Origin of the sequence: Streptomyces sp. NPDC013455, from assembly GCF_040632975.1 — a bacterium.
In the GTDB taxonomy this organism is placed as follows: domain Bacteria; phylum Actinomycetota; class Actinomycetes; order Streptomycetales; family Streptomycetaceae; genus Streptomyces.
In genome coordinates, this window is sequence record NZ_JBEYCX010000001.1 from 875,111 (window position 1) to 902,010 (window position 26,900).

The following is a 26,900-nucleotide window of genomic DNA, read 5'->3' on the forward strand; positions in this document are numbered from 1 at the left end:
TGTTAGGCCGTGTGACCGGCCGCTGTTAGGGCGGGTAACGCGCGTGCCTGCCTAGGGGTTTGGGTGTTAGGCGGGCGTAACGCGTTACGGGTGTCAGGCGGCCGTGAGGGCGGGGACGATGCGCCACCGGCCGGTGGCGTTCGTCGCCTCCAACCGGCCCTTCTGCGCCGCCTCCTTCAGCCGCAGGGACACCCAAGAGCGAGACAGGTTGTGCCGGTCGCACCAGTCGGTGAAGTCCTTCGGGCCCACGATCATCCGGCCCTCGCTCTCGAACTCCGCCAGCGCGTCCGCGAACAGCCGGCGCGCTTCCTCCGGTGACGGCTTGCGGCCCGTCTCCTGCCCGAAGATCGGGGCGTCGTCGCCGTCCTCCGGTGCGGGAAGGTCGGCCTCCGGGTCGATGTCCTGGTCTTCGGAGTCCACCAGCAAGCCGCCCTGTTCCATGTCGTCGTCCTCCTGTTCGACGGCCCGCAGGCCGGTCGGCTGCTCGGTGCCGGACGTGGCCCGGCCGGTGTAGGCGCGTCCGGCGACGCTGGAAGCGGCGCCGACGGTGACAGGGTCCGCGTGGGCGCCGTTGCGCTGTGCCCAGGTGGCGAGCAGTTCCATGACCGGCACGGCCCGGTGCGTGAAGCGCCGGGTCCGGCCCGGGGACGGGTAGCGGTCTTCCGGAATGCCCGGGGAGACGACGTAGCAGTAGCCCGGACGCCGGTTGCCCCACGCCCCGGGGTGGGCGCCCGCGGCCAGGACCTCGTCCGGCAGCGAGAACCCCTCGTCGCGCGCGTCGCAGCCCAGCGCGATCACCGACGGCAGCGAAGCACGGGTGGAGGTGGACATCTGGTCGTAGGACGGCCGCTGAAGCGACACGATCAGCGAGATACCCGCGGACCGGGCTTCCTGCGCGATGCCGGTGAACGCATCGTCGCCCATGGCGCGCAGGGTGTTGGCGGCCTCCTCGAACCAGGCCACCAGGAACGGCATCCCCTCACAGCCGCACGGCCGCCCGTCCGTCCGGCAGGTGTGCTCCGGACTGTTCTGCGCCTGTGCCGCTTCAGGAACCCACTGGCGGTAGCCGTGGGCACCCAGCCAGCGCGTACGCGCCGGAATCGCGGCCTCGACGGCAGCCACCAGGACTTCGGTCTGGGTGCCGCCCTCGACAGCCCAGTCCAGGCCGGGGCGCAGGGCGGCGAAGTCCTGGAACGCTTTCGGGTCGGAGAACCACACGATCACGTCCCGGCGGGAGACGACCTCGGTGAGCAGGTTCAGGGCGGTGTCGCCCTTGCCGGAGCCGGTGCCGCCGGCCACCAGGACGTGGGTGGAGTTGCGGCCCGCTTCGGGGTCGCCCGGAAGCCAGATCACCAGCGGGGCGCCGTCGTCGTAGCGGCCGATGACCAGCGGCTCAGCGATCGAGCCGCCCAGGTTGGAGGGCCCTTCCCACTCGACGACTTCGGCCAGCATGTCCTCGGGCACGATGACCAGGTCCCCGCGCCGGGCGGAACCCGGATCCGGGGTGTAGCGGACGGCCGACTTCGGCAGGTCCAGGGCGGAGGCGATGTTGCCGAGTGCCTTGGTCATGTCGTCGTTGGTCTGCGTCCCTGCCTCGAGCGCGACCGGCGCCGTGACGCGGTTCGGCTCAACCTTCGCGTTGCCGATCTGCGCCCTGGCCAGCCCCACCTTCTCCAACAGCCCCTTGTCCGAGCTCTCGCCGGACGCGTCGGGGGTGTGCCGCAGGACCAGGCGCACGTTCCAGGACAGGGCCAGGGCAGGACCGCCCATCAGGTACAGGTCCCCGACCGGGTTCGCGGTCGGACCCGCCAGGCAGGCGGCGGTCAGCCAAGCGGAGCCTGCCGCCACGGTGATGGCTGAGTGCAGGCGCCGCTGCTGGCTGGTGTTCTTGCCGATCAGCCAGGTGGCGCCGGTCAGCACCACCGAGCCCAGGGTGAGGCCCACGGCCGCCGGGGCGCTGTCGGCCCACCGCAGGTGACCGAGGACCCCGGTCAGGCCGGTCCCGGCCCAGCCGAGCCACGGCGGGATGTGGGGCTTGGCCCGGTGGAGCAGGTACTTGCCCACCCCGCCGGCGTCCGAGCCGCCCTTGAGCTGAAGTTCCAGCAGCTCGGCGAGCTGGTGCTGTGCGTCGCGCTCAGCCATCGATGAACCTCCTTACTGCTGTGCCCAGTTCATGACCGGCTGCTGCGGCCTGCGGGCGCGGTGGCGGACGCGGTTGATCTCTTCCTCGTACTGCTGCTGGAACGTCGAGTACGTAGCGGCGGCGTTCTTCGCAGCGTCCCGCAGCGCGTCGGCGGACTTCTGCAGCTTGCGTGCCACCTTCGCCGCGCGGACCCGGGAGCCGAACGGACGTCCCTCCGGGTCCGGGACCGCGGCCAGCACGCCCTTCATGATCTCGGCGCCCATGGCCACCTCGATGGACAGCGTCACGGCCGCCGCGCGCAGGCTGTTGCAGTAGTTCCGCACCTGCGCCGGAGAGGTGAACTCCGGAGCCGGGAGCAGCGCTTCCGCCCTGCTGCGGCCGTTGGTGCCGGAGCCGCCGGTGACGGCGGGCACGCCGTTGTTGGTCTTGTTGGCGTTGACGTTGATGGTGAACCCGGGCGAGAACGTCGCGCCGAAGTTCTTGGTGTTCATCGCGCGCTTGGCCTGTGAGCCGTTGGCTCCGGCACCGGGCGCGGCGTAGGCGGTTGCCATCAGGGGGTCCCTTCGGGTCAGTGGGAGCGGCGGACGATGAGCCACGCGGTCTGAGCGACCAGCCAGGCCAGGAGCCAGAGCAGGGGCAGCGGGCCCGCCAGCGGACCGAATCCGGCGGCCAGGGCCAGCCAGGCGAACCCGGCCGTGGCGAGCAGGGCCAGACCGGCCCGCCAGACGACCGCAGCCGCGCGCGCCGGTCGGCGGATCTGGACGAAGCCGAGCCACAGCACCGGGGCCACGGCCAGGGGCGCCACCAGCAGACCGGACCACCAGGCGAGCGCGTGCAGGATTGCGGTCAGCGGCCACGCCAGCAGGGCCAGGAAGCTGGGGGCGAGCGCGCCGCGAAAGCGCCACAGCACCCGGCCCAGGAAGCCGAGCGCTTCGCGGGTCAGAGAGGGGTGCTCCGGAACGACAACGACGAACGGCTGGCTCCGGCGACGCCCGCGCTGACGCGGAATGTGGACGGTGTGGACACCTGCGGCCGTCTTCACGCCGCGGGTGCGGGTACGGCTGGACACAGTGAATCTCCTCGGTCGGAGGGTGATGGAGGCGGTGCGCTGTTCCCCGGCGGAATCCCGGGGCGGGCTCACCGGGTCTGCTCGCCGGGTCTGCGAGGGTGCCGCTCGCCGGGGCTCACCGGGTCTGCTTCACTGGTGCGGTCGACTGCTTCCGGCAGTCGCAACGAGGGCCAGCCCAATAGCCGTGGGCTGGCCCTCATTGGTGTGTGCCGGACGCTCGGTCAGGCTTCCGATTCCTCGTGGGACATCAGCGAGCCCCACGCCTTGCGCACCCTCTGTTCCCCGCCGACGAACCCGCCCTCGCGGAAGCCGGTCACGGCCTGGCGGTAGGACAGCGGCGGGTCGTCGGAGTAGCGCAGGTGCCGCAGGACGACGACGAGCTGTGCATCGGTCAGCGGCTCGCCGGCCTGCGGGGTGGGCACCCCGGCCACGGCCGCGATCTCCTCCAGCGTCACGGGCGCCGTGACGGGCGTGACGGGTTCCGGCGGTACGGTCTCAGCTTCGGCCGTGACCTGCGTGTCTTCCTCCGTCACGGGGGGCGTGACGCCCTCCTCGCCCGCGCTCTCGACGGCGGGTGGCTCGGGGGCGGCCGTCACACCCGGGGTGGGGGTCGTGACGGGCACGGCGAACATGCCCGCAAGCGCGGCGTCCGCACCGGCCGTCATCCGCTCGCGCTGGACGCCGACCAGGCGCACACCGAGCAGAGCGTCACCGGTGCCCACCTTCTTGGCGAGCTTCCACGACTCCCGCTCGGAGTCGTTGCGGGCGCCCTCGTCGGGGTGGTTCGCGGCACGGGCGCGGTGGTAGGCGAGCCGCTGCATGACGGCCGCGTTGCGGCGCTGCGCTTCGGCGTCCACTCCGGTGCGGTAGACCACGATGCGGCGGGCCAGCAGTCCCATGCCCTCAGCTGACACGCACATGGCCATCGGGGTGACGGCGAACACCACCGCTTCCGTCGTCGACTGCGCGACGGCGGCGCCGGTCAGGGAGGCCACGGCGGGCAGCGTCCACAGCCCGACCCGCACGGCCGCCGGGGAGGACTGCCCCAGCATGGTCAGGCCGACCAGGACCAGGGCCAGAACCAGCGTGGCGCCCTCACCGGCCGCGACCACGCCCAGCGCGGTGGCCGACCGGTGGAACACGGAGGTGATGTTGCTGTAGGTGCCGACCGCGCCCAAGCCGCCGAACGCGACCATGGGCACCACCGCGGCACCCAGTACGAGCGCCTGGCCCCTGCTCAGGGACCGCTCTCGGGTGTCGTTCATCGGACCTTCCTGTCTCGATCAGGGTCAGGTAGTGCGCTGTTCCTCGGTGGCGATGCACATCCCGCAGACGCCGAAGCGGCGGGGGATGCAGTAGCCGACATCGAGCCGGCAGCGGGGGCAGGTGCGCCGGGCGAGCATCGCCAGCGCGAGCGCGCCCCACGTGCGGGAGGTCATCGGCCGCACGAGCTTGGCGCGGTCGACGCGGTAGAGGTAGCCGACCCGCACGCCTCCGGACCTGCGGTTGACCCGCATCACCTGCGCGGCGATCGGCTGACCGCCCGGCCTTAAGCCACGCTCGCGGAGCTGACGGCGGGTGGCCAGGCCGTCCGGGGCTAGGCGCCACGGGTAGGTGGGGATGCCGTAGCGGGCGCCGTTCGGGTCGAAGCACTTGCCCAACGCCCCCGACATCAGGCCACCGCTCCCACCAGCACCTCAGCCGGAATGGGGGCGTAGGCAACCAACTCCAGCTCAGCGCCCGCGTACTCCACGGACAACCGCAGTACGCGCGTACGGCCACCGCTCTGCGTGCCGTGAGTCACCGCGTCCGGCGAGATGCTCAACCTATCCCGCCAGCCCTCGAACCCGGCCAGGTCGTCATGGAACGCCAACTCCAGCCGCTCCGGATAGATCGGGGTCACCCGCACGGTCGGCGCCGCCAGATGCCCGAAGTCTGCGGCCAGCAGGCGCAGCGCCCGCAGCGGCGCGGCCAAGCCGTCCAGTGTCAGACCCTCGCTCATGCCGCAACCCCCTTGCGCATCGGACGCCGACGGGCGGGACGTACCAGCGGAACCACGTTGAACAGCTCCGGGTTCTCGTCGACGACCCGCGCGGCCAGGCGGATCAGGTCATCGGGCAGGTCACAGAACTGAGGGTCGGAGAGGATGTCGCGCGCCGCGTCCAGGCGGGCCGCGCGTTCCTCGGCCGTCTCGCCCTTGACCCCGAGCCACAGCTCAACCGGGGTACCCAGCGCGAGCTCCGTGAACTCCGCGTCGGTTACGGCCTCATGACCAGCAACGATGTACTTCATGGGACGGACTCCAGTGAGACGGGAACGGCCCAGACAACAGCGGCTCCGGTGTGTCAGCACCGGAGCCGCGAGCCGTTGAAGCGGGTAGATCCGGCTCCCCACGCCCCGCCCGTACGACCGCCGCACCGAGTGCGGGGCCGGACGGGCGAGGGAGGCAACCGGCCGCAGCGCTAGCCGCTGCGAAAGCAGGTAGAGAACGGACCGGATCGGCCGTGAGCGCGCGTTCCGCTCACGCACACGGATGGCGTACTGGCGTCCGCCGGCCGGTCCGTCGCGGCGGCGCCCACGCTCTTCGTCGGTGCACTGGCTTTCCCATAAGTCGAGGTCAACAGGTGTGAAGCACTGCAAGGGGGACCACGTCCCCACTCTCCGGCCGTTGCTCGCGGTCACCGGGCCACCTCGCCAGTCGGGCTGAAGCCCTGTCCCCTGGCCTTCAGCGGGATTGCAGCGTCCCCGCCTTCTGCGCATGCGGCATGAAGCCGCCTTCCGACCGAGGTCTTGCGTTCGGTCGTTGCAGTACCTGTTTTACAGGTACTGCATGAGGGTCCGTCAAGCATGTCGCGGAACCTCTTGGTTTGCGCGCCGGTACTTCTTGGCGCACATTCAGAATCACCGCAGGTCAGGGGAGTTGGTCACCTCACGGATGGACAGCTCCGGGACTTCTGGCTACGGTCAAGAAGTCCCTAGACGTCCCCACGGGGGTGCAGATGCCGAACGAACGTTTACGGTCCGCTCTCCTCGCCCGCGGCATGACCGTGCAGGACCTCGCCGAAGCGATCGAGGTCAACCCGAAGACGGTCGAACGCTGGATCACGCAGGGCAAAGTGCCGTACCGGCGTCACCAGTACGCGACAGCGGTCGCGCTGAAGGTCGACGTGACGACCTTGTGGGACGACGGTCGGACCGTCGACAGCGCGACGGATCTAACGAAAGCCGAGATAGCAACCGTCTACCCGCACCGGCACACGGTGCCGGCCGGACTCTGGCGAGAGCTCTACGGCCGCGCTGAGCGCAACCTGGACGTGCTCGTCTACTCCGGCTTGTTCCTCTCGGAGGATCCCCTGTTCCACGACCTGGTCAAGGCGAAGGTGGAGGCGGGGACTCAGGTGCGGATCCTGCTCGGGGACCCGGGGTGTGCGGCCGTCCGGCAGCGCGGCATCGACGAGGGCCACCAAATCATGGACGGCAAGATCCGCAATGCCCTAGTGCTGTACCGCCCCCTCATGCGGAGTCACCCGGACATCGGATTCCGGCTGCATGACTCGACGCTCTACAACTCCATCTATCGGGCTGACGACGAGATGCTCGTGAACCCGCACGTCTACGGCATCGGCGCCTATATGGCGCCGGTGCTGCATCTTCGCCGCCTGCCCGGCGGCGGCCTGTTCGAGACCTATGCGAACAGCATCGATCACACTTGGGACAATGCCCGGCCGATCACCGAGCAGGACATAACCAGCATCACGGGAGCCTGAGCCATGGGACGTATCGACTACCTTCACGACCCCGACGCCCCACCGGCCAACTCGGTCGTGCCGTCCGTCGTCGCGTTCGTGCAGAACGAGACCGGAGATGTGCTGATGATCCAGCGCTCTGACAACGGGCGCTGGGCACTGCCCGGCGGCGGTCATGATGTCGGGGAGTCCATCAGCAACACCGTGGTGCGCGAAGTCTGGGAAGAGACGGGGATCAAGGCGGAAGTCGTCGACGTGTCCGGGATCTACACGGACCCCGGACACGTGATGCAGTACGACGACGGCGAGGTCCGCCAGCAGTTCAGCATCTGCTTCCGCGCCCGGCCGGTCGGCGGGGAGCTCCGCACGAGCAACGAGACGACTCAGGTCCGCTGGGTTGCCCCGGCGGACCTGATGACTCTCGATGTGCACCCCACGATGCGGCTCCGTATCGAGCACGCAATGGACCGGTCGCGCACGGCTCCCTACATCGGCTGACGCTTGGCAGCCGAGACGCGTTCGAGGACACGGGAAGTGCACGCGAGGATTTCCGGTTCGGCCCGGCGGATGAACGTGCCGATCAGACTGTCCGGCCCGTACCGTCCGGCAATCTCGTCGATCCTGTCAATCGGATTCGTGGGTGTGCCATCAGGTGTGGTGTTCATGTCGCAGTAGCAGAGGGCGTCATTGAGGTGCGCGCTTTCGCGAGGAAACTCGCCCTCAAGTTCAGCCAGCAAGCCGCGCGCTTCCGCCTCCATCCAGGCACAGGAATGGTGGGCGACCAGATTGACAACTCGTTCATCGGCGTTGGCAACATCCCGGAGATAGCGCGCGCCGTCCAGCGGGTGAAAGCCGGTCTTGGCAAGGTCCGGCGCATAGCCGATGTCGTGCAGCACCGCTGCGGCCTCGAGCAGATCCGCGTCCTGGTCGAGAACGAGGGCGATCGTGCGTGCCCTCTCAGCGACCCCCAGGCAGTGCCGCCAGCGTCGCGGCAACGGGTCGGCGAGCAATGACTCAGCCAGGGGATAGGCCCACTCCGTCAACTTCGGCAAGCTACAAACGCTCCTCTCGCGTCGGCACGGCACGGACCGTCCGCACCTTGCCCTGTCCTCCCCCCGCCAGCACGCCGGCGGCTTCCAGCTTCTCCAGTGCCTTGGTCACCGTGGGACGCGAGACTCCGAACCGCTCCGCAAGCACCGAAGCACTCGGGAAGGCTTCCCCTGCTCCCAGCCCATCAGCCGTGATGACGTCCGCGATCCGCTGGTGGAGGGGACGCCGGTCAACTCGCGCCCCCGAACGCACGACGCGCCACCGCTCACCCGGCGCCGGTTCGGCGACGCCTTCCTGCTTCAGCACGCCGAACGCACGGACAGCTACGCCCCGCGAGACCTTGTAATCTCGCACGACCTCGGTCAGTGACGGCAGCACCGTCATGTCGGGGTCTCCCTCGATCCGCGTCTTCAACGCGTCAGCGATCTTCAGGAAGGTTCCCCGAGGGTTGGCCTGCTGTGACACCCGCTCTCCCTCTCCGCTCGCCTGTCGTCACTTCCCTAAGAGTCCCATGGCTCGCAAGCCCCCCGCCCCGACGGCCGATGACGAAGAGCACACCGACGCGTTCAGCGCGCCTCACGGCCGGTCAGCGCGGAGCATTGATCCTTAGAGCATCGGGACGGCGTGATCACTGTCTGCGCTCACCTGCCCAAATGCGTGGGACAGAGGGATCCGCGGCTGTCCCACCTGTCCGAGCAGGGCTTCACGCCGGGGAGTGGGCAAAGTTGCCCGGTTCCCGACCACTGCTCGGTAAGATCCTCGCTTATGCAGCTACCCCTTCGCCAAAAGCTGAGGAAAATTCAGCGCCACAGAAGAAGAGCAATAAGGCGGGACGCCGGAAGACATACTCCACGAATGCCCAGCTTTCCCCTTACGCTGATCCTTTCCTTCGCAACGGCAGCGGTGGCGGCTTGGGCCATTTTCGTCGGACTTGCCGAACTGACGGGGGCACACATCGGCTTTTGGCCCCAGAAAAGCGCATCTCTACCAAAAGACAGACTCTTCGACCTAACAAGAAGCACTGTGACGGCAGCAGGGCTCTTGGCTGGAGTCTTTGCGATTGTCTACTCGTATCGGAAGCAGAAGATAGAGGAGGCCGCAAGCCACAGGGAAGATTCCGAGAGCCTAGGGTCTCGCTACCAAGCCGCCGCCGAGCAACTTGGACACGAAAGTGCAGCAGTCAGGCTCGCCGGAATATATGCTCTCTCAAAATTGGCCGATGATGACAGTACTCAGCGCGAGACCATTTGCCGCCTACTGTGCGCCTATATACGCATGCCCTACAATCCGAGGGAAGCGCGACCCGGCGAGCGAGAAGTGCGATTCACTGCCATCAAAGTAATCGCAGAGCACTTGCAAGACCCGGAAGAGGAGACGGCATGGTGCGGGTTTGACCTGGACTTCAGTGGCGCAACATTCGACGGCGGATCGTTTTCCGGTTCTCACTTCACATCAGGAGATGTCAATTTTTCGGGTTGCCAGTTCATCGGCGGAACCGTCTCCTTCGATCACGCTCGTTTCAGTGGCGCAACCGTGAACTTTGGAAGTGGCGACGATCCGCCTGCCATTTTCAATGGAGCACAGGTCCTGTTCACTGGCGCCCACTTCATGAGCGGCATCATATCGTTCATTTTTGCCGAATTCAGAGGAGGCGAAGTCAGCTTTGGTGCAGCATTCTTCGGCGGGAGCCGAGTGACGTTCGGGAGTTGCATCATTGATGATGAAGGGGAGCTCAACTTCGGAGGTCCGGTTTGGCTTGGAGCAAAATTTACAGGAGGCGACGTTTGGTTCTCGGCAGCCGAGTTGCGAGGAGGATTCCTGAGCTTCATAGGTGCAGACTTTTGCGGATCGTCCGTCCGTTTTGACGTAAGCCTGACCGGAACGTCTGTCCTGTTCAACGACGCATACTTTGTTTCTGGGGCTGTCTCGCTCACGGAGGCCGAGATAAAGGGTGGTCGACTCTCATTTGAGGACACACACACGCCAGAGAAGATCGTGACTCCTTGGCCCCCGCCAGCCCCGCCGTCTCTTCGGCTCAGCCAGCGGACGCGATGGCGGTGGCTGCGTCGCTCGGTGCAAAGCTGAGTATTACCTGAAGCCCCTGTTGTCCGACGCGTCGAACTTTCCGTTGGGGGGCGCCAGTACCCCACCTGCCCGACCCTGCACGGGCTGCCCCCCTGAATGTTGCAGCCCTTTGCCTGTTGCCTCCTGCTCATAAGGGCTGGTTTCACGGTACCTAGCTGGCCGAGGGCGAGACAGGCAGTCTCATGCGCCCCGCCATCCGAGCATGCAGCCGCCAACAGGCGAGACCCCGGACGAAGGGGCCGGATTCAGATTTCACTAACCTAGGAAAAAGGGTTCAACCACGATCATGGATGTGCCGACAGACTCAAAGCCAAAGTGCTCTAACGGTTGCGGCCGGCCCGCTAAGGCCCGCGGCTTGTGCAGTGGGTGTTACGAGAAGGACCGCTCTGAGCGCATGCCTTTCTGCGCCATCAAGGGATGCACTAACCGTGCTAGAGCGAGGGACCTCTGCAATCTACACTTGCAGAGAAAAGCGAAGGGCATCTCGATGTTTGCGCCCCCGCAAGTGAAGAGCCGCATAATCCCTATGAGCGAGCGCTACAACGAGCGCGGCGAGCGGATATGCAGCAAGTGCCTCCGTTGGCTCCCCCCAACCGAGTTCCACAAGCGGGCGAAGCAGACGCCAGGAGATGACGGCCTCCGGTCCATGTGTAACCGCTGCGTCATCTGCTGGCGATACGGCATCACCTACCAACAGTTCGCGGAACTACTGGAGGCACAGGGTGGAGCCTGCGCAATATGCCGGAAGGACATCTGCGCTAGCGGCAGAGAGCTATCTATCGACCACGACCACTCGTGCTGCCCTCAGGGCGGGCGCTCGTGCGGCAAATGCGTACGCGGCATCCTGTGCCAGCCCTGCAACGGGATGCTGGGCTATGCCCAGGATGACTCTGAGATACTGAAAGCAGGGATCAACTACCTTCTTAGCTACCGACCGCAGCGTTGATGAGGTTGGAGCCGCTCCGGTCTCGAGGCCAGGGCGGTTCTTTTCTTACACTTCCAGCCTCGCCCGATGGCCCTTGGCCGACGTAGGCGCCATGGGGGTTGCCTGTGTGTCCGACTGTCCGATTATTGTGCGGACTGGGCTGCAACATCCGGGGGCAGCCTCTCACGTCGTCGCCTTCCCGTCTGGTCCTCAACCAGACGGGAAGTAAGTAATCTTCCCGCGTGCGTGTGAGGGGCGTGTGAACCAAGCGAGACCACGCGCCGCGCGAGGCTCCATTGCAGGTCAAAGGCGTAATCAAACATGGTGTGACCATGCTCTCCGGAGCCACTGCCCCACTCGCATCGGACATGCTCACTCGCCGCGCCAGACGTCGCGCAGGCGGCGCACTGCATCGATAGCCCGTACAGCCTTCTCAGCAAGTGCTGGTACCTGGTCGAGGACGTAGCCAAGGACGAGTACACATCCCCCAAAGGCAGCCACCGTTGCGGTAGCCCAACCAACCGTCTCCACGGTCCGAATCACCTTTCGAGTCTGATGATCGGGCCGAGTGCGGGCAGCCTCGGCCCGACCACTCTGTCTAGTGGTCGAAGCCGAGACCGCCTGTCGCCGTGTCAACTGTTGTACACGTCAGGTCTCGAGCCGCGCCCAACCACGGTGCGCGGCGCACGTGTCCCAGGCAAGGCCACAAGCCAGGATGCTGGCCCCTGACCTCTGGTCTTGCCTGTGGCTCCACAGAAGGCTGGACGTACGCGACAGCAGCCCTTGGTAATCGTGAAGTGGAGCGTTCCAGCAGCATGCCAGCAGCCCGCGAGGTAGGGCCGCACCAACAGTTTCGCCGTTATCGATTCGTGACCGATTGTTCCAACCCGGAGTCGGTGGAAGGTTGGCCTCCGGTGAATGCGCGGTGATATGGCCCTTGGTAGGCGCTCGCGCGCTGCGCCACCGCTGGTCAGCGCCTTGATCACGCAGAAGAGGAGCACTCTCTTCTAAGCGCTTGGCCGCAGGTTCGAGTCCTGCCGGGGGCGCAAGTCTCCGCCCTCCCCCTCGGGAGGGCTTTCTGCTGATCAGGGGCGGTTCCACGCGATACGGACCAGCCCTGGGCGCCTTCCGGGTGATCAAGGACACGCTCCGGCCCGTACAGCTGCCGCCGGACTTAAGCGGGTGGCCGTGCCGCCTTCCGGACCCGTTGCCACGCTCCCGGCAACCGCTCGACGCCTCGACGCAGACCACTCCCGGCCGCTCCCGGTTCAGCACGCCACCCGGCAGGCGGCCGAAGACGCACGGAGGCGGGACAGGGCCTTGCATGCGATGGCTCATTCGGGAGAAGAGATCACCCGAGTGGAGCTGCCGGGCTCGACACCCGGCGGCGCACACCGCGGTCGGCGTCCGCAGGAGGGGCAGCCACCCCCGCACGTGGTCCGGCCCGGCAACAGGCGGACCGGAGCACACCCGCGGAGCCGGGATCGCGGCCGGCCGTTCCGGTCACGGCCGGACCGACCGCGCCACTTGCTCCAAGAGAGCGGCGACGCCATCGAGCAGCCCCCGCGGCGACAGGCTCACCCGCCGACGACCCGGGCCGGGCAAACGTTTCCGAGCGTTCCTGGCCGATCGAACTCTCATGGTCCGGGCTCCCCTTTTACCGAAGCGCACCCTGCGGTGGATTTCCTCAACCACCCGATCGTCGAACGGAAATATCGCGCGGCGAATGAGCGGCCGCCACAGACTAGCGCGCAACTCCCGCCTGTCTGGCGCCACTTACGCCGGGCCATACTGCAGAAAGAAACGTCTGCGGTACTTACGCGCATACTTACTGCAGTAACCTCTCCGCTTTCGGGGGTCGTTTTTGGTATCCCCCCCTCGGAGAGGCCGCCACGGGGCCGCACAGCGCTTGAGCGTGGGCGGACAAACGAGTGACCCGGGCCGGCGCGGGTCGAACGGGTGAACACCCGCACATCAGACTGTGATGCACATCACGTCATCCCTCAACGCCTCGACGTGCCGACGAGGCCGGCGTCTGCCGGGCAAGGGCCCTGCGAACATGAACCGCCCAGCACGCCTCTCGCGATGCACCCAGCGCGTACCGGCCCCCTGCCGGTCTCTTCATTCCGGGAGACTCAGCGGAGGAATAGCCGTCCACGACGGCTGATTCGAGGATGCGGGTCGGCTGGAGGGAGAGCAGCCGGAAAACGACTCGCGCCGAGCGGAGATCGCACAGTTAGGGCACCCCATACCCACTCCGGGGCACTGCGCCTCCTGGGCGGTCGCTAGAGTCGGCTCCCGGGAGGGAGACGACGTGCGACTTCGCTGTGCGGTGCTGGACGACTTCCAGGGTGTGGCCACCGAGTCGGCCGACTGGTCCGTGATCGAGGACCGGGTGGAGGTCGTCGCGCTGCGCGAACACCTCGTCGGCGAGGACGCCCTCGCCGCCGCCCTCGCCGACTACGACATCATCGTCACCCTGCGCGAACGCGTCCCCTTCCCCGCCTCCCTGATCGCCCGCCTGCCCCGGCTGAAGCTGCTCGTCGCCTCCGGGATGCGCAACAGCGTCATCGACTACGCCGCCGCGGAGGCGCACGGCGTCACCGTGTGCGGTACGGCGAGTTCCAGCACCCCGCCGGTCGAACTGACCTGGGCGCTGCTGCTCGGTCTCGCCCGCGGGATCGTCCAGGAGAGCAACGCCCTGCGCGGCAACGGGCCGTGGCAGTCGACCGTCGGTGCCGATCTGCACGGACGCCGGCTGGGGCTGCTCGGGCTGGGGAAGATCGGCAGCCGGGTCGCGCAGGTCGGGCTCGCCTTCGGAATGCGGGTCGGCGCGTGGAGCCGCAACCTCACCGGGCAGCGCGCCGCGGAAGTCGGCGTCGAACTGGCCCGGTCGAAGGAGGAGTTGCTGGCCGAAAGCGACTTCGTCTCCGTGCATCTGGCCCTCGGCGACCGCACCCGCGGCCTCGTCGGCGCCGCCGAACTCGCCCTGATGAAGCCGACCGCCTACCTGGTCAACACCTCCCGCGCGGCGATCGTCGACCAGGACGCGCTGCTCGCCGCGCTGCACGAGGGCCGGATCGCCGGCGCCGGCGTCGACGTCTTCGACATCGAGCCGCTGCCCGCCGGCCACCCGATGCGCACCGCGCCCCGCCTCCTCGCCACCCCCCACCTCGGCTACGTCTCCCACGCCAATTACGCGACGTACTACGGCCAGGCCGTGGAGGACATCCAGGCCTACCTGTCGGGCACCCCGGTACGCCTGCTGCCCTGAGCCCGGCCCTGCCGGGACCGCTCGCGCGCCCCTGGCAAGTCGACGCCGTCCATGGCCGGGAGAGTAGGCGGCCCCACCCGTCGGACGCCCCTGAACATCACCCGGACCCGGTCCGGAGCGAGGCCGTCGCCGCACCTGGGCGGGGCTGCCGTTAAAAGGGTGATCCCCAGCCGATCACCGTGACCAGCCCCGCGCGGCACCGTTGAACGGGAAGTGCGGCGGTGGCCTGCCGCTGCGCTTCCCGAGCTACAAAAGGAGAACGTGATGTCTCGCATCGCGAAGGCAGCCGCTGTCGCCGTCGGCACCGGTGCCGTGGTGCTCAGCGGAGCCGGGCTGGCCCTGGCCGACGCGGAGGCCAATGGCGCGGCCATCGGATCGCCCGGTGTGGTGTCCGGCAACGTCATCCAGGTTCCGGTGCACATCCCGGTCAACGTCTGCGGCAACACCGTGAACGTCATCATCGGTCTGCTGAACCCGACGTTCGGCAACACCTGCATCAACGACGGCGGTCACGACAAGGACAAGCCCGGCAACCCCGGCCCGGGTCACGACGACCACGACAACGGCGGCTACGGCAACTGAGCCGACCGGCACCCACAGGCGAGAGCCCCGGCATTCCGAGCGCCGGGGCTCTCCCCCTGTCCGGCCGCCGCCCTCAGGCGTACCGGTAGATCCGGCTCACGTCCTCCAGCTGGTCCGGCGTCTCGTCCCACGGAGGCAGCTTCTCGTGCCGGGCGACGACCCGCTCGTGCTGGGCGTCGGCGACGCCGGGCGGCCGGGCCGGCTGGTAGCGGTGACCGCCGTGGGCCCGCTGCCAGCGCTGCCACAGCAGGTCGATGAAGGCGTGGTGCAGCCAGAACACCGGGTCGTTGACGGACGCGCCGCCGAGCATCACGCCGCCGACCCAGCGGTGCACCCGGTTGTGGTTCTTCCAGGAGGCGCTGCCGCTGCCGGCGCCCCACCCCTCCAGCTTGTTGCGGAAGCCCTTGCGGACGGTGGAGTCCCAGGGCCACGCGTCGTAGACGGGGTCGTCCAGGGCCCACTGGAGCTCGCTCCGGGTGGGCAGCTGGATGGGGGCGGCGGAGCGGCCGAGGTCCCGGGTGAGGAACCTGCCGTCGGTGACGCCCTCCCTGATGGTCCAGTGACCCGCCGCGAACGCGAACGGCCCGGTCATCACCTGCCGGTCCGAGCGCCGCCCGTTCCCGCCGAGCAGGTCCTTCGTCCACGGCACGGAGGTCGTCGTACGGTCCCGGGTCCAGTCCCAGTACGGCACCGTCACCGAGGAGTCGACACGGCGCAGCGCCCGCTCCAGTTCCAGCAGGAACCTGCGGTGCCAGGGCAGGAAGGACGGCGCCATGTGGGCGGTGCGCAGGCCGTCCTCGCCGTCGGCGGCGTAGAAGTCGATGTGCATGCGCACGAACTCGTCGTACTCGCCACGGCGCTTGATCTCCAGCAGCGCGTTCACGAACCGCCGCCGCTCGCCCGCGGTGAGGGTGCTGACGTTCTTACGCACGTACGCCATGCCGTCCCCCCTCCTCTCCCCCGGGGCGGCCACCCGCGGGCCCGGCAGCGTGCCCGGCGGCGTGTGCCCCGGCGTGTCCGCCCGCGTGCGCCCCCGCGTGGCCATCCGCGTGGCCATCCGCGTGACCGCCGCCGAACCGGCCCGGCGCCAGGTCGCGCAGCCGCTGGCCGGGCCCGATCTCGTCCACGGCCGCACGGGTGGCCTCCAGCGGCGTCCGGTACGACGTGTAGTGGTCGACCATGCTCAGCCAGGTGCCGTCGGCCCGGCGCATCAGGTGCAGCGGGCGGCCGTCGACGGTGATCCGCCACTCGCCGTCGGCCGCCTCACGACCGGTGCCCGGTACCAGGGCCCCCTGGATCCGGCGGCCCCGGTAGGTCTCGTCGAAGGAGCTGCGGCCGGGGTCCTCGGCCGGGGGGACGGGCCGTGACGCGGCGACGACCGGGGCCAGCGCCAGCGCGGCGGCCGAGGCCAGCAGCCCCCGCGCCACCTCCCTGCGGGACGGTCTGGCCGCCCCCGCTCCGGCCTCCCGCTCCGCACCGACGCCCACTCCGCCGACATCGACGACCATGCTCGCTCCTCGTCCGGGTTCCAATGTCCGTACCGGCTAACCGGCCGAGCACGCGTGGAGTCACCACCGAGGGGCCATACGAGCCACCCGAGCCGTAGGAGTAGTCAGGGCCGTAGGGGGCCGTAACAGCCCTGCGGGACCTGGGGGCCGTAGGGGCCGCTAGGGGTCGTAGGAACCCGTAGGGGCCGTAAGGGCCGTAGGGGCCTGTGGGGGTCGGGAGGCCGTACGGGTTCTGCGGGTCGCCCGGGTCGTGGGGACGGGGGCGGGCGTCCCGGCTACAGTCCCGGGCCCGTGCCCAGGTTGCCGCCGGCGACGGTCTGGACGACCGGGGCCAGGACACCGGCCTCGGGGAGCTTGGTGGCGGGGAGACCGAAGTTCTCGCCGCCGGGCTCCGTCAGGGGGGCGTCCACGGACAGGCCGGGGGCCAGGGCCCGCACGTCGCCGGCCGGTGCAACCACGTCGAGGTGGTCGAAGCCGTTGTCGCCCAGGATGTGCGGCAGCGGAGCCCTGGCGTCCAGGCCGGGCAGCCCGCTGCTCACCGGCAGCTGGGGCAGGGCCCGGTCGGGCAGCAACCGGCCCGTGACGTACCGGGGCCCTTCGGGGGCCCCGGGCTTGATCAGCGGCAGCTCGGCGCTGAGCCTGGGCACCTCCATGTCGAGCGCCTTGGAGACGCCGCCCAGGGGCAGCGGGACGGGGACCGTGCCGGCCGCCGCGGCGGGAGCGGCGGCTCCCACGGTGGCCGCGACGCCCGTGACGACGGCGGCAAGGGTTCCTCGGGTGGTCGGCTTCATGTCAGGTACGGTCCCTTTCGGAATGCGGGGGTTCGACGTCCGTACCGCGTAACGAGCGGAAAACGCCTTCATTTCACAAATCGCCCGATCGCCGTAATAGTCAGCTCGTCCAGAAGTCCCACCAACGGGTCAGCACGAGCATGCCGACCACGCCGATGTGCAGCACCGCGACCACCCAGGTGAACTCGGCGAAGAACGCCTTCACCGGGCCGGGCGCGGGCAGGAAACCCTCGCGTACGCAGACGGACGTCACGTACCAGAAGAGCAGGATGGTCGCGACCCAGGCCAGGCAGCACCACAGGCACAGCGCGTTGATCCGGTACAGCGACTCGTACTGGAGCCAGGACACGAACCCGACGCCGAACAGGCAGCCGGCCAGGAACAGCAGCCAGTACCAGTCGGGGAAGCGGGCACCGGCCAGCAGGCTCACGCCGACGCAGATCACGATGCCGTAGGTCACCAGGCCCAGCATCGGGTTGGGGAACCCGAAGGCCGAGGCCTGGTCGCTCAGCATGACGCTGCCGCAGGACACCACCGGGTTCAGGCTGCACCCGGGGACGAAGCCCGGGTCCTCCAGCAGCTTGAACTTGTCCAGGGTGATGACCCAGGAGGCGAGCAGCCCGGCGGCGCCCGTGAGCACGACCAGCAGGGCGAGCCCGCGGCCACCGCCCGCGTAGCGGCGCATCAAGCGCGCAGGCCGCGCGCAGGCAGGTAGACGTGCGCGGCGGCGTTCGTGGTGTCCGGTGATCCCGCGAACGCGGCCAGCTCCGCGCCCTCGGCCGGCCGGCGGGGCCCGGTCGAGGGGCAGATGCGGGTGGTGAACATGAAGTAGGCGTACCCGAGTTCCTCGACCGCCTTCAGCCAGTCCGCCGGCGGGGTGACCTGGCTGCTGATGTTGTGCGGCAGCTGGAGGACGATCTGGCCGGCGATGACCAGCAGGCTGACCTTCAGGCTCGGCCGGGTGGTGCCGTTCACGGGCTCGGCGCCCGTGGTCAGGCCGATGTCCTCGAGGAGGTGCGTGACGGCGGCGGACGCGGCCTCCGGACCACCCGGACCGTCGCCCAGGGAGCAGGCGAGGAGGCAGGGGGTCTTGCCGTCGCCCTCCTCGTTCCTGGCCATCCAGGGGATCAGGCCGAGCGTGCCGAGGTCGGCGGGGCGGAAGAGGCGGGGTTCGCTTGATACTGAGGTCACCGCGCGACCATATCGACGGGCCGTGGCGTCGCCCGGTGCCTTCTCACCCTTCCGGAGCAGTGCCCGCGGCCGCGCCACACGATCGAGCGACGCGGCGCCGGACGCGCCGAGGGCGGATGCCGCGGCGCCGGACGCGCCGAGGGCCGGTGCCGCAGGGGTGCGGCACCGGCCCGGGCGGTGGGTCGGGCTTCAGTGCTGTACGGGCAGGCCGCCGAGGAGTCCCTGCTTGTTGAGGGAAGCCGTGGCGCCGTTGAGGCCGCTCAGCACGGAGTCCTTGTTCTCGGTGTTGAGCGCGTCGGACTGGTGCTGCACCGGCAGCAGGTCCTTCACGGTGGGCGGCTTCTCGGTGAGTTCGGCCACCGCGCCGTTGAGGCTCATCGGGGGCAGGTGGTGGGCGTCGTAGGCGAACGCGGGTGCGGCGACGCCGGCGAGGGCCACGGAACCAGCGAGCACGGCGGCAGCCTTCAGGGACTTCATCGTGTTCCTTTCTTCGGCAACTCACGTCACCCGGGGGTACATGACGCCGTGCCTAACGAGTCCCGTGCGAACCGGAAACCCGGCACCGAGAAGACATATGAGATCCCTGTGCGACCGCCGGGTGTGTCCCGCGTCAGCTCGTCGCCGGCAGGCCGGGGTCCGCGGGGAGGCTGGGCAGTGACGGCAGGTTCTCGACGCTGGGCGCGGGCATGTCCTTGCCGAGGAGGGTCACCCCGAGCAGGTCGACCAGGCCGGACACCACGTCGGTGGCGGACGACAGGAGCTGGTCGATCTGGTCGGTGACCGCCTTCACCAGATCGTCGATCGCGGCCTGGAGCGCGGAGAGCGCGTCAGTGGTGAGGTCGCGGGTCGACGGCGGCTTGAGCATGTGGGCGTACCGCACGGCCAGTGGGTCGGTCAGGGTCACCGGTACGGCGGAGCCCGCGGGGAGGGAGGAGACCGCGGGGGAGGACGGCTTGCCCGCCGGCGCCGAAGCCGCCGGAGAGTGGGGGGCGGCCGGGGACGCGGCGGGCTTCGCCGACGTGACCGGGGACGCGGAATTGGCCGAAGACGCGGAATTGGCCGAAGACGCGGAATTGGCCGGGGACGCGGAGTTGGTGGGGGTGCTCGGCGCGGCGGACGCGGTGGGCGCCGCGGGCTTGGCGGCCGAGACCGGGGACGCGGACGCGGCGGGCTTGGCCGACGTCGCGGGTGAGGCGGAGGCAGCGGGCTTGGCCGATGTCACCGGGGACGCGGACGCAGCGGGCTTCGCCGACGTCGCGGGAGACGCGGACGTAGCTGGCTTCGCCGACGTAGCCGGAGAGGCCGGGGCGGAAGGCGCCGCGGACGTGGTGGGTCGGGCCGGGGACGCGGACGCGGCGGGCTTCGCCGACGTGGTCGGGGACGCGGACGCAGTAGGTGCCGCAGGCCTCGCCGCGGACACCGGAGACACGGAAGGCGCGGGCCTCGCCGCGGACACGGGAGACGCCGGAGCGGAAGGCGCCGCGGAGGCCGGAGCCGAAGGCACCGCGGACGCCGTCGGCCTGGACGGAGACGCGGACGCGGCAGGCGCCGTGGGCTTCGCCGGGGACGCGGACGCAGTAGGCGCCGTGGGCTTCGCCGGGGACGCGGACGCAGTAGGTGCCGCAGGCGTGGCAGCCGCGGGCCTCGCCGCCGACACCGGGACCGCGGACGCCGCAGGCCTCGCCGCCGACACCGGGGCCGCAGGCGCCGCAGAGGTCGCAGGCTTGGCGGGCACCGCCGAGGTCGCAGGCTTGGCGGGCACCGCCGAGGTCGCAGGCTTGGCGGGCACCGCCGAGGTCGCAGGCTTGGCGGGCACCGCAGAGGTCGCAGGCTTGGCGGGCACCGCCGAGGTGGCCGGCGTCGTGGATGCCGCGGGTGTCGTCGGTGCCGCCGATGTCGAAGACGTCGTCGGCGCCGCGGACGTCGCCGGCGTCGTCGGAGCCGCAGGCGTCGTCTGGTTGGCCGGCTTCGCCGGGGTCGCCGGGGACGCGGGGGCCGTCGGCGCCGTCTGGGGCGCGGGCTTGGCCGGTGCCGTGGGCGTCGCGGGCGTCGTCGGGGCCGCCGCCACGGGCGTCACCGGCTGCGGGTCGGCCGCGGCCCTGGCGATGGCCGCCTTCGCCGCCTCGCCCAGCCTCCTGGCCTCGTCGGCGGGGAGCTGCCCCTTCTCCAGCGACCGGTTGAGCAGGTCGATGACCGGATTGAGCACGGAACCCGTGGTGCTCAGGGCCCTGACCTGGGCGAGCAGCTTCTCCCTCTCCGCTGCCGGGACAGGTGCCCGGGAGGCGGCGCGGTCGTGCTCCCGGGCCGCGTCGGCGGCGACGGCGACCGGGCCGGTGATGCCGACCAGGACGGCCGCGCAGAGGACGGTGGACGCGAGACGCCGGGCAGGCAGATCACGCATGGGTGTTCCTTTCGGTGAACAGTGGGACCTGGTCCCACCGTCAGTTCACCGATCGCTCCCCGCAACCGCTTGCACACCCGGGGTGACCCGTCCGGGGGGCGGAAAACCGGCCGTCCGCCCCGCGGCGGATGCGCGGGGCGGACGGCCGGCCGAAGGGTGGCGTCCCGACGTCAGTCGTTGACGCAGGTGTTGCCGAACGCCGGGTTCAGCAGACCCACGATGTCGATGGTGTTGCCGCACAGGTTGATCGGCACGTGAATCGGGATCTGGATGACGTTGCCGGACAGCACACCCGGCGAGTTGGCGGCGACGGCGCCCGCACCGGCATCGGCGGAGGCCACACCGGCACCGCCGGCGACGGCCGCTACGGCGGCGGAGGTCAGAACCAGGCCCTTCGCGATACGCGACATGAGGTGGTGCTCCTTGGGATCGACACAACATCCGGGCGGGATACCCGGCGTTGTGTCAACGCGTGGCCCTCCGGCGGAGTTGTGCCGCCAATGGGGTGATGCACGGCGGGGTATGCCTTCACGATTCCGACACACTTGCCCAGTTTCTCCCGATTGGTACGGATGCCCACTAGAGTTGCGGATCTCTCCAGCACGTGTGAAAGGGCACCCCGGCCATGCGCAAGTTCCTGGGCCCGCTGCTGCGTACGACGGCGGGTGCCCTCGCCTTCGCCCTCCTCTGCGCTCCCGCGGCCGGAGCCGCCACACCTCCCGCACCTCCCGCGCCTCCCGCGCCTCCCGCATCTCCCGAGCGCCCCTCGGCCCCGCCGCTCCCCTCGCCCGAGGCGGCACGCCTGGCCTTCGCCGTGCGCCACCACGCGGTGCAGCACGGCGGGTTCGTCCGCGCGGCCAACGCCTCGATCAGCTGCCGCGCCGCGGAGGCGAGCGACTGCCGGGCGGTGAGGGCGGGACGGAGCGCGGTCAACGGCGACTTCGACATGTTCTACGTCGACGTCGACAGCGACCCCAACACCTACAACTCCTCCCGGGCCGAGGTCCGCGTCCCCGAGGGCGGCCGGGTGACCTACGCCCGGCTGTACTGGGGCGGCAACCTGCGCGTCGGCGAGCAGAAGCCGCCGCGCGACAACGGGCGGGTGCTGATCGCCGAACCGGGCGGGGAGTACAAAGAGGTGCTCGCCGACACCGTCGTGGGCCACCGGGTGGCGGACGGCGCGGACGCCTTCCAGGCGACGGCCGACGTCACCCGCCTGGTGCGGGACAGCGGTTCGGGACTGTACACCGTCGCCCAGGTCAACATCGCCATGGGCCGCTCGGCGGCCGGGGCGTGGGGCGGCTGGACGCTCGTGGTGGCCTACGAGAACCCCGGCGAGCCGCTCCGGGACCTGACCCTGTGGGACGGCTTCGACACGCTGGACACGCCCGTCGAGGTCCGGCTGACCGGGGTGCGCGTACCGGCCGGGGGCGGCGGACGCGCCGGCCTGGTGGCGTACGACGGCGACCGGGGCAGCGCGGGCGAGCGGTTCACGCTCACCGCCGCCCCCCGGCGCACGCCCGTCGCACTGGGCGACGCCGCCGGTCCCCCGGACGACGTACTGAACTCCACGATCAGTGAACCGGACGCCGTACCCGCCCGGCGGGTTCCGGCCTACGCCAACACGCTCGGCTACGACTCCGACGTGTTCGATCTCGGTCCGGCTCTGCGCGGTGGCGGTGACCAGCCGGGCTTCCGGCTCGTTTCCCACCCGGACGCGGCGTGGGCCGGTGCGCTCTTCGCCGCCGTGGACGCCCGCAAGTAGAGGCGCGTTCACGACCGCAGTCCCGAGCGCCCCCGTGAGCGAGGTATTCCGCGAATGCACCAGTCAGCAGCCGCCCTGCGGCCCAGGGTCCTGCACCTCGCGCAACCCGTCGACGGCGGTGTCGCCCGAGTCGTGCTCGACCTGGCGCGGGCCCAGCTCGCGGCGGGCCTGCGGGTCTCGGCGGCCTGTCCCGGCGGCCCGCTCGGCGCGGGCCTGCGGGAACTGGGCGTCGACGTACGGGACTGGCAGGCGGCCCGGTCCCCGGGACCCGGCCTGCCGGGCGAGGTGCGGCGGCTCGCGCGGGTGATCGACGAAGTACGGCCCGAACTGGTGCACGCGCACAGCGCCAAGGCCGGACTGGCCGCACGGCTCGCCGTCCGCGGCCGGATCCCCACCGTGTTCCAGCCGCACGCCTGGTCGTTCGAGGCGGTCGGCGGCCTCACCGCGGCGCTCGCCCTGCGCTGGGAGCGGTGGGGGGCGCGCTGGGCCGACCAGGTGGTGTGCGTCAGCGAGGCCGAGCGTGCGACCGGTCTGCGCGCCGGGGTGCGCGCCGCGTACACCGTCATCCCGAACGGCATCGACACGACCCGCTTCGCACCGGCGACCGCGCCGCGGGCCGCCGACGACGCCCGGCCCCTCGTGGTCTGCGTCGGCCGCCTGTGCCGGCAGAAGGGCCAGGACGTGCTGCTGGGCGCCTGGCGGGACGTGCTCGCCGTGCTGCCGCAGGCACGGCTGGTGCTGGTCGGCGACGGCCCGGACCGCGAGGAGTTACGGCGCCGGGCGCACCCCTCCGTGCGGTTCGCGGGCGCCGTCACCGACGTCGTGCCCTGGTACCGGGCCGCCGACCTGGTGGTGCTGCCCTCGCGCTGGGAGGGCATGGCGCTCGCCCCGCTGGAGGCGCTGGGCTGCGGGCGGCCCGTCGTGCTCACCGACGTCGACGGTGCCCGCGAGAGCCTGCCGCCCGCGCTCGCCGCGCACTGCCTGGTGCCGCCCGAGGACCCCGTGGCGCTGGCCGGTGCGGTCACCGCGCTGCTGTCCGATCCGGCGCTGCGCGCGGCACTCGGAACCCAGGGCCACCGGCACGTCCTGGCCACGCACGACGTGCGGCACACCGCCGAACAGGTCGCGGCCCTCTACCGCGAGCTCCTCGGCCGCGTCCCGGCGGCGAACCGAGAAACAGCCCAGCCCGTGCCCTCCGAGTGCAGGGAGTCCATCCACTCGTGACTGCGGAAAGTACTGTCCCCTCCCCCGGCGCGCAGCCATGGGACCACGGATTCCCGCCCGTCTCGGTCCTGCCGGCCCGTGCCGCCGGCGGCTTCCGGTTCCCGCTGCGGCGTCCGCCCGCCCGGCCCGCCTCGTCGCTGCCGCTGCTCGCCGCCGACCTGTTCGCCGCGCTGGTGGGCGCGGTGGCGCTGGACGAGGCCGCCCGCCGGCCGCTGCCGCTCGCCGCACTGGTGTGCGGCGCACTGCTGCTGCGCCCGCACTCCGCGCGGCCGGTGCCCGGGATGCTGGACGAACTGCCCGCCGTGTGCGGACGGATCGCGGTGACCTGGCTGGGCCTGGCCGCGCTGCTCGGTGCCTTCGACCCCGAGCGCGTCCTCACCGCCGGGGCCCTGCTGCTGGGCTGCGCGCTGCACGCGGCGGCGGCCTGCGCGGCCCGGGGAGCGGTGCACTGGCGGCGCCGCGTGCTGTTGCTGCGCCGCCCGGACACCGCCCTGGTGATCGGGCCGGCCGCGACCGCGCAGCGGGTGGCGGCCGCCCTGCTGCGGCACCCGCGCTGCGGGGTGCGGCCGGTGGGTGTGGTCGCCGAGCGCCCGGAGGGCACCGGCGGGCTGCCGGTGCTCACCACCGGCGAGGAGGTGGAGCGGGCCCTCATCCAGAACGGGGTACGGGCCGTGCTCACCGTGCACCCGGGCGTGCGCACGGAGCAGGGGCCGCTGCTGCGGGCGCTCGCGGAGTCGGGCTGCACGGTGTGGGAGGTCGACGCGGACTGCCCGGCGTACGAGGCGCGCGACCAGCTCGCCGGGTTCGGTGTGCGCCGCCTGGACCTGGGGGCGCGCCGGCGCGGCAGTGTGGGCAAGCGGCTGCTGGACGTCACGGTGTCCGGGGCGCTGCTGGTGCTGGTCAGCCCGGTGCTGCTGGTGTGCGCGGTGGTGCTGCGGCTCACCGACGGGCCCGGGGTGGTGTTCCGGCAGGAGCGCATCGGCAAGGACGGCCGCCCCTTCACCCTGCTGAAGTTCCGCACCCACCGCCCGGTGGACGAGCACGAGGCGGCCACCCGGTGGAGCGTGGCCGGGGAGCGGCAGATGAGTCCCTTCTGCAGGTTCCTGCGGCAGACCTCGCTGGACGAACTGCTCCAGCTGTGGAACGTCTTCTGGGGTGACATGAGCCTGGTCGGCCCGCGGCCCGAACGGCCGTATTTCGTCGCCCAGTTCAGCCAGACCTACCCGGGTTACGCGGCCCGTCACCGGATGCAGACCGGGATCACCGGGCTGGCCCAGATCAACGGGCTGCGCGGGGACACCTCCATCGAGGACCGGGCCCGGTACGACAACGCCTACATCGACAACTGGTCGCTGTGGCAGGACGTCTGCATCCTGCTGCGCACCGCCGCCGCCCTCGTGCGGCCCACGGGGAGCTGACCGATGGCCCTCGCCCCGCCGCTCCGCCGTCCCCCGCGGCTGTCCCCCGTGCTGCCGGTGGTGGCCGTGGTCGCGCTGCTCGCGCTGCCGGTCGCCCCCGGCGACGACGGCGGCGCGGGTCCCGCCGACGCGCTGTCCGCGCTCGTCGTCCTCTTCTGCGCGGCACGACTGCTGCGGGCGCGCCGCCGCCCGCTCACCCGCACCGCCGCGGTGGTCCTCGGCCTGCCGGTGGCCGGTGTCGCGCTGGCCGCGCTGCACGCGGTGTCGCCGGGCGCCGGGCTGACCGGCCTCGGCCGCTATCTCCAGGTGTTCGTCCTGGTTCCGGCCGCCGTGCTGCTCCTCGTCCGCGGGCGGGCCGACTTCCGGCTGCTGGCCTGGTCGTTCGTGGCCCTCGCCGGCTGGCAGGGGGCGGTCGGCGTGCACCAGTACGTCACCGGGACGGGTGCCTCGTACCAGGGGCAGGACGTCCGCGCGGTGGGCACCTTCGGGGTGTCGGACGTGATGGGCATGGCGACCGTGGTGTCCCTCGGGCTGGTCTGCGCGGTGGGGCTGGCGCTCGGCCGGTCCGCTGCGCGGGAACGCGCGATCGCCCTCTGCTGCGCGCTCGCCCTGACGGTCCCCCTCGCGCTGTCCTTCAGCCGGGGCGCCTGGATCGCCACGGCGCTCACCCTGACCGTGCAGCTGGTGCTGGCCGGCCCGCGCCGGGCGGTGCGGGCCGGGGCGGCCGTGGTGGCCGCGGGCGTGGTGCTGGTGGGCGGGCTGGGGGTGGGTACGGCGATGCTCCAGGAGCGGATCGACAGCATCACCCGGGTCACCGACGCGCCCGACCAGTCGGTCACCGACCGGTACACGATGTGGGCCGCGGCCGCCGACATGTGGCGCGACCGCCCGCTGACCGGCGTCGGCCTGAAGGGGTTCCCCGAGTACCGCGACGGACACGCCTCGCTGGCGCTGTCCTCGGGCAGCGACACCGAGGGCGCGGGCGCCGCGTACCGGCGGCAGCCGCTGCTCTCCCCGCACAACATGTACCTGCTGGTCCTCGGTGAGCAGGGCCTGATCGGGCTGCTCTGCCTCGCGGGCGGCTGGCTCGCCCTGCTGGTGTGCGCGCTGCGCGGCCTGCGGCGGACCCGCACGGCGGGCGGCCGGGGCCTGGACTGCGCGCTGGTCGCCTGCGGGCTGCTGGTGTGGCAGCTCGTGGACTTCGTGTACGCCGACATCGGCGGCCCGTCGACCGTGCTGACGGCGGTGTGCTTCGGGCTGGCCGCCTGGTGGTCCCTGGTGGGCGCCGACCAGCTCGCCTCCGGCGAACGCCCGACCGTACCGGCACGCCGGGGAGCGGTGGCGGGGGAGGCGGCCCTGCGATGACGGTGACAGCACACCGCGCACCCGGTCCGGGGCGCACGTCATGACCCGTCCCGGGACGGGCGGCGCCCAGGGACCGGACCCCGCCGGCCGACACCGGCCCCTCCCCGAAACGGCTCCGGATCGCACCGCCCGCCGGCCCACGGCCGCGGGCCCGGAACCCGGCACCGCCCACCGGCCCGCCGTCGAAACACCGGCGGGAACGAGCGGCCCCCACCGCCCCGCGCGGGAGACGGCGGAGCCCGGGCCGGGGTACCGGTCCGTGGCCGAAGCGGGCCCGGAACCCGGCACCGCCCACCGGCCCGCCGTCGAAACACCGGCGGGAACGAGCGGCCCCCACCGCCCCGCGCGGGAGACGGCGGAGCC

At 70.9% G+C, this 26,900-nt stretch carries 27 protein-coding genes and 1 pseudogene; 11 read left to right on the forward strand and 17 right to left on the reverse strand.

The genetic code is table 11. The features are described 5' to 3' along the window. Positions 1–93: 93 nt before the first annotated feature. The 7 genes from traB to ABZ576_RS03870 form a co-directional block, all read right to left on the reverse strand. Positions 94–2,142, reverse strand: coding sequence for a plasmid transfer protein TraB (gene traB / locus ABZ576_RS03840; RefSeq protein ID WP_360735398.1), 2,049 nt, complete (start codon positions 2,140–2,142; stop codon positions 94–96). A 12-nt stretch (positions 2,143–2,154) separates the two neighbouring features. After that, entirely contained in the window at positions 2,155–2,694 is a 540-nt protein-coding gene (gene traA, locus ABZ576_RS03845; protein WP_360735400.1) for a plasmid transfer protein TraA, read from the reverse strand. Between the two features lie 17 nt (positions 2,695–2,711). Then, on the reverse strand, positions 2,712–3,212 hold the full coding sequence (locus ABZ576_RS03850; RefSeq protein WP_360735402.1) for a hypothetical protein: 501 nt from the start codon (positions 3,210–3,212) through the stop codon (positions 2,712–2,714). Between the two features lie 221 nt (positions 3,213–3,433). Next, positions 3,434–4,477 (reverse strand): hypothetical protein, encoded by a 1,044-nt coding sequence (locus tag ABZ576_RS03855; RefSeq protein WP_360735404.1) that lies wholly within the window; start codon positions 4,475–4,477, stop codon positions 3,434–3,436. A 24-nt stretch (positions 4,478–4,501) separates the two neighbouring features. Further along, entirely contained in the window at positions 4,502–4,885 is a 384-nt protein-coding gene (locus tag ABZ576_RS03860) for an RRQRL motif-containing zinc-binding protein (protein ID WP_360735405.1), read from the reverse strand. Beyond that, positions 4,885–5,214 (reverse strand): hypothetical protein, encoded by a 330-nt coding sequence (locus ABZ576_RS03865; RefSeq protein ID WP_360735406.1) that lies wholly within the window; start codon positions 5,212–5,214, stop codon positions 4,885–4,887. Before ABZ576_RS03865 ends, ABZ576_RS03860 begins: the two co-directional genes overlap by 1 nt. Then, positions 5,211–5,504 (reverse strand): hypothetical protein, encoded by a 294-nt coding sequence (locus ABZ576_RS03870; protein WP_360735408.1) that lies wholly within the window; start codon positions 5,502–5,504, stop codon positions 5,211–5,213. The genes ABZ576_RS03865 and ABZ576_RS03870 overlap by 4 nt, the downstream gene beginning before the upstream one ends. 749 nt (positions 5,505–6,253) lie before the next feature. On the opposite strand from ABZ576_RS03870, the gene ABZ576_RS03875 reads away from it, so the two are divergent. Both ABZ576_RS03875 and ABZ576_RS03880 read left to right on the forward strand, forming a co-directional pair. Then, positions 6,254–6,979 carry an XRE family transcriptional regulator gene (locus tag ABZ576_RS03875; protein ID WP_360735410.1) on the forward strand — a complete coding sequence of 242 codons (726 nt, stop codon included), beginning with the start codon at positions 6,254–6,256 and terminating at the stop codon, positions 6,977–6,979. 3 nt (positions 6,980–6,982) lie between these two features. Beyond that, a complete protein-coding gene (locus ABZ576_RS03880) occupies positions 6,983–7,456 on the forward strand; it encodes an NUDIX domain-containing protein (protein WP_360735412.1) in 474 nt (157 codons plus the stop codon). On the opposite strand, the gene ABZ576_RS03885 is transcribed toward ABZ576_RS03880, so the two are convergent. Together ABZ576_RS03885 and ABZ576_RS03890 are read right to left on the reverse strand one after the other, a co-directional pair. Beyond that, positions 7,444–8,010, reverse strand: a complete 567-nt coding sequence (locus ABZ576_RS03885) for an HD domain-containing protein (RefSeq protein ID WP_360735414.1) — start codon at positions 8,008–8,010, stop codon at positions 7,444–7,446. The two genes, ABZ576_RS03880 and ABZ576_RS03885, sit on opposite strands and share 13 nt — an antisense overlap. Position 8,011: 1 nt before the next feature. Next, positions 8,012–8,473, reverse strand: coding sequence for a GntR family transcriptional regulator (locus tag ABZ576_RS03890; protein WP_360735416.1), 462 nt, complete (start codon positions 8,471–8,473; stop codon positions 8,012–8,014). Between the two features lie 390 nt (positions 8,474–8,863). On the opposite strand from ABZ576_RS03890, the gene ABZ576_RS03895 reads away from it, so the two are divergent. The 4 genes from ABZ576_RS03895 to ABZ576_RS03910 all read left to right on the forward strand — a co-directional run bounded on the left by ABZ576_RS03895 (position 8,864) and on the right by ABZ576_RS03910 (position 14,874). Next, complete coding sequence (locus ABZ576_RS03895; protein ID WP_360735418.1) at positions 8,864–10,093, forward strand: pentapeptide repeat-containing protein; 1,230 nt, start codon at positions 8,864–8,866, stop codon at positions 10,091–10,093. Between the two features lie 646 nt (positions 10,094–10,739). Continuing rightward, the gene (locus tag ABZ576_RS03900) at positions 10,740–11,039 is read left to right on the forward strand and encodes an endonuclease VII domain-containing protein (RefSeq protein ID WP_360735535.1); all 300 of its coding nucleotides are present in this window, start codon (positions 10,740–10,742) and stop codon (positions 11,037–11,039) included. Between the two features lie 2,293 nt (positions 11,040–13,332). After that, entirely contained in the window at positions 13,333–14,292 is a 960-nt protein-coding gene (locus tag ABZ576_RS03905) for a D-2-hydroxyacid dehydrogenase family protein (RefSeq protein ID WP_360735420.1), read from the forward strand. Between the two features lie 264 nt (positions 14,293–14,556). Beyond that, positions 14,557–14,874, forward strand: coding sequence for a chaplin (locus ABZ576_RS03910; RefSeq protein WP_360735422.1), 318 nt, complete (start codon positions 14,557–14,559; stop codon positions 14,872–14,874). Positions 14,875–14,947: 73 nt separating this feature from the next. On the opposite strand, the gene ABZ576_RS03915 is transcribed toward ABZ576_RS03910, so the two are convergent. The 7 genes and pseudogenes from ABZ576_RS03915 to ABZ576_RS03945 all read right to left on the reverse strand — a co-directional run bounded on the left by ABZ576_RS03915 (position 14,948) and on the right by ABZ576_RS03945 (position 19,268). Further along, the gene (locus tag ABZ576_RS03915) at positions 14,948–15,814 is read right to left on the reverse strand and encodes a tyrosinase family protein (protein WP_360735424.1); all 867 of its coding nucleotides are present in this window, start codon (positions 15,812–15,814) and stop codon (positions 14,948–14,950) included. Between the two features lie 139 nt (positions 15,815–15,953). Beyond that, positions 15,954–16,382 (reverse strand): annotated as a pseudogene (locus ABZ576_RS03920) (tyrosinase cofactor); the annotation flags it as partial. Between the two features lie 275 nt (positions 16,383–16,657). Next, positions 16,658–17,173, reverse strand: a complete 516-nt coding sequence (locus ABZ576_RS03925; protein ID WP_360735426.1) for a hypothetical protein — start codon at positions 17,171–17,173, stop codon at positions 16,658–16,660. Positions 17,174–17,273: 100 nt separating this feature from the next. Next, positions 17,274–17,858 carry a vitamin K epoxide reductase family protein gene (locus tag ABZ576_RS03930; RefSeq protein WP_360735537.1) on the reverse strand — a complete coding sequence of 195 codons (585 nt, stop codon included), beginning with the start codon at positions 17,856–17,858 and terminating at the stop codon, positions 17,274–17,276. Then, the gene (locus ABZ576_RS03935) at positions 17,858–18,364 is read right to left on the reverse strand and encodes a DUF5949 family protein (protein ID WP_360735428.1); all 507 of its coding nucleotides are present in this window, start codon (positions 18,362–18,364) and stop codon (positions 17,858–17,860) included. The genes ABZ576_RS03930 and ABZ576_RS03935 overlap by 1 nt, the downstream gene beginning before the upstream one ends. A 189-nt stretch (positions 18,365–18,553) precedes the next feature. Beyond that, positions 18,554–18,841: a hypothetical protein gene (locus tag ABZ576_RS03940; RefSeq protein WP_360735430.1), complete on the reverse strand. Its 288-nt coding sequence runs from the start codon at positions 18,839–18,841 to the stop codon at positions 18,554–18,556. Positions 18,842–18,974: 133 nt separating this feature from the next. Beyond that, positions 18,975–19,268, reverse strand: coding sequence for a hypothetical protein (locus ABZ576_RS03945; RefSeq protein ID WP_360735432.1), 294 nt, complete (start codon positions 19,266–19,268; stop codon positions 18,975–18,977). A gap of 49 nt (positions 19,269–19,317) precedes the next feature. Here ABZ576_RS03945 and ABZ576_RS03950 point away from each other — a divergent pair, with 49 nt between their 5' ends. After that, positions 19,318–20,946 (forward strand): hypothetical protein, encoded by a 1,629-nt coding sequence (locus tag ABZ576_RS03950; RefSeq protein ID WP_360735434.1) that lies wholly within the window; start codon positions 19,318–19,320, stop codon positions 20,944–20,946. Here ABZ576_RS03950 and ABZ576_RS03955 read toward each other — a convergent pair. After that, on the reverse strand, positions 20,936–21,175 hold the full coding sequence (locus tag ABZ576_RS03955) for a chaplin (RefSeq protein ID WP_360735436.1): 240 nt from the start codon (positions 21,173–21,175) through the stop codon (positions 20,936–20,938). The genes ABZ576_RS03950 and ABZ576_RS03955 overlap by 11 nt on opposite strands. Before the next feature lie 215 nt (positions 21,176–21,390). Between ABZ576_RS03955 and ABZ576_RS03960 the strand changes: the two genes are divergently transcribed. The 4 genes from ABZ576_RS03960 to ABZ576_RS03975 are packed head-to-tail and all read left to right on the forward strand — an operon-like array spanning position 21,391 to position 26,537. Continuing rightward, the gene (locus tag ABZ576_RS03960; protein ID WP_360735438.1) at positions 21,391–22,530 is read left to right on the forward strand and encodes a DUF3344 domain-containing protein; all 1,140 of its coding nucleotides are present in this window, start codon (positions 21,391–21,393) and stop codon (positions 22,528–22,530) included. Positions 22,531–22,584: 54 nt separating this feature from the next. After that, a complete protein-coding gene (locus tag ABZ576_RS03965) occupies positions 22,585–23,754 on the forward strand; it encodes a glycosyltransferase (RefSeq protein ID WP_360735440.1) in 1,170 nt (389 codons plus the stop codon). After that, positions 23,751–25,172 (forward strand): exopolysaccharide biosynthesis polyprenyl glycosylphosphotransferase, encoded by a 1,422-nt coding sequence (locus ABZ576_RS03970; RefSeq protein ID WP_360735442.1) that lies wholly within the window; start codon positions 23,751–23,753, stop codon positions 25,170–25,172. Before ABZ576_RS03965 ends, ABZ576_RS03970 begins: the two co-directional genes overlap by 4 nt. Positions 25,173–25,175: 3 nt before the next feature. Further along, positions 25,176–26,537, forward strand: coding sequence for an O-antigen ligase family protein (locus tag ABZ576_RS03975; RefSeq protein ID WP_360735444.1), 1,362 nt, complete (start codon positions 25,176–25,178; stop codon positions 26,535–26,537). Positions 26,538–26,900 lie beyond the last annotated feature (363 nt).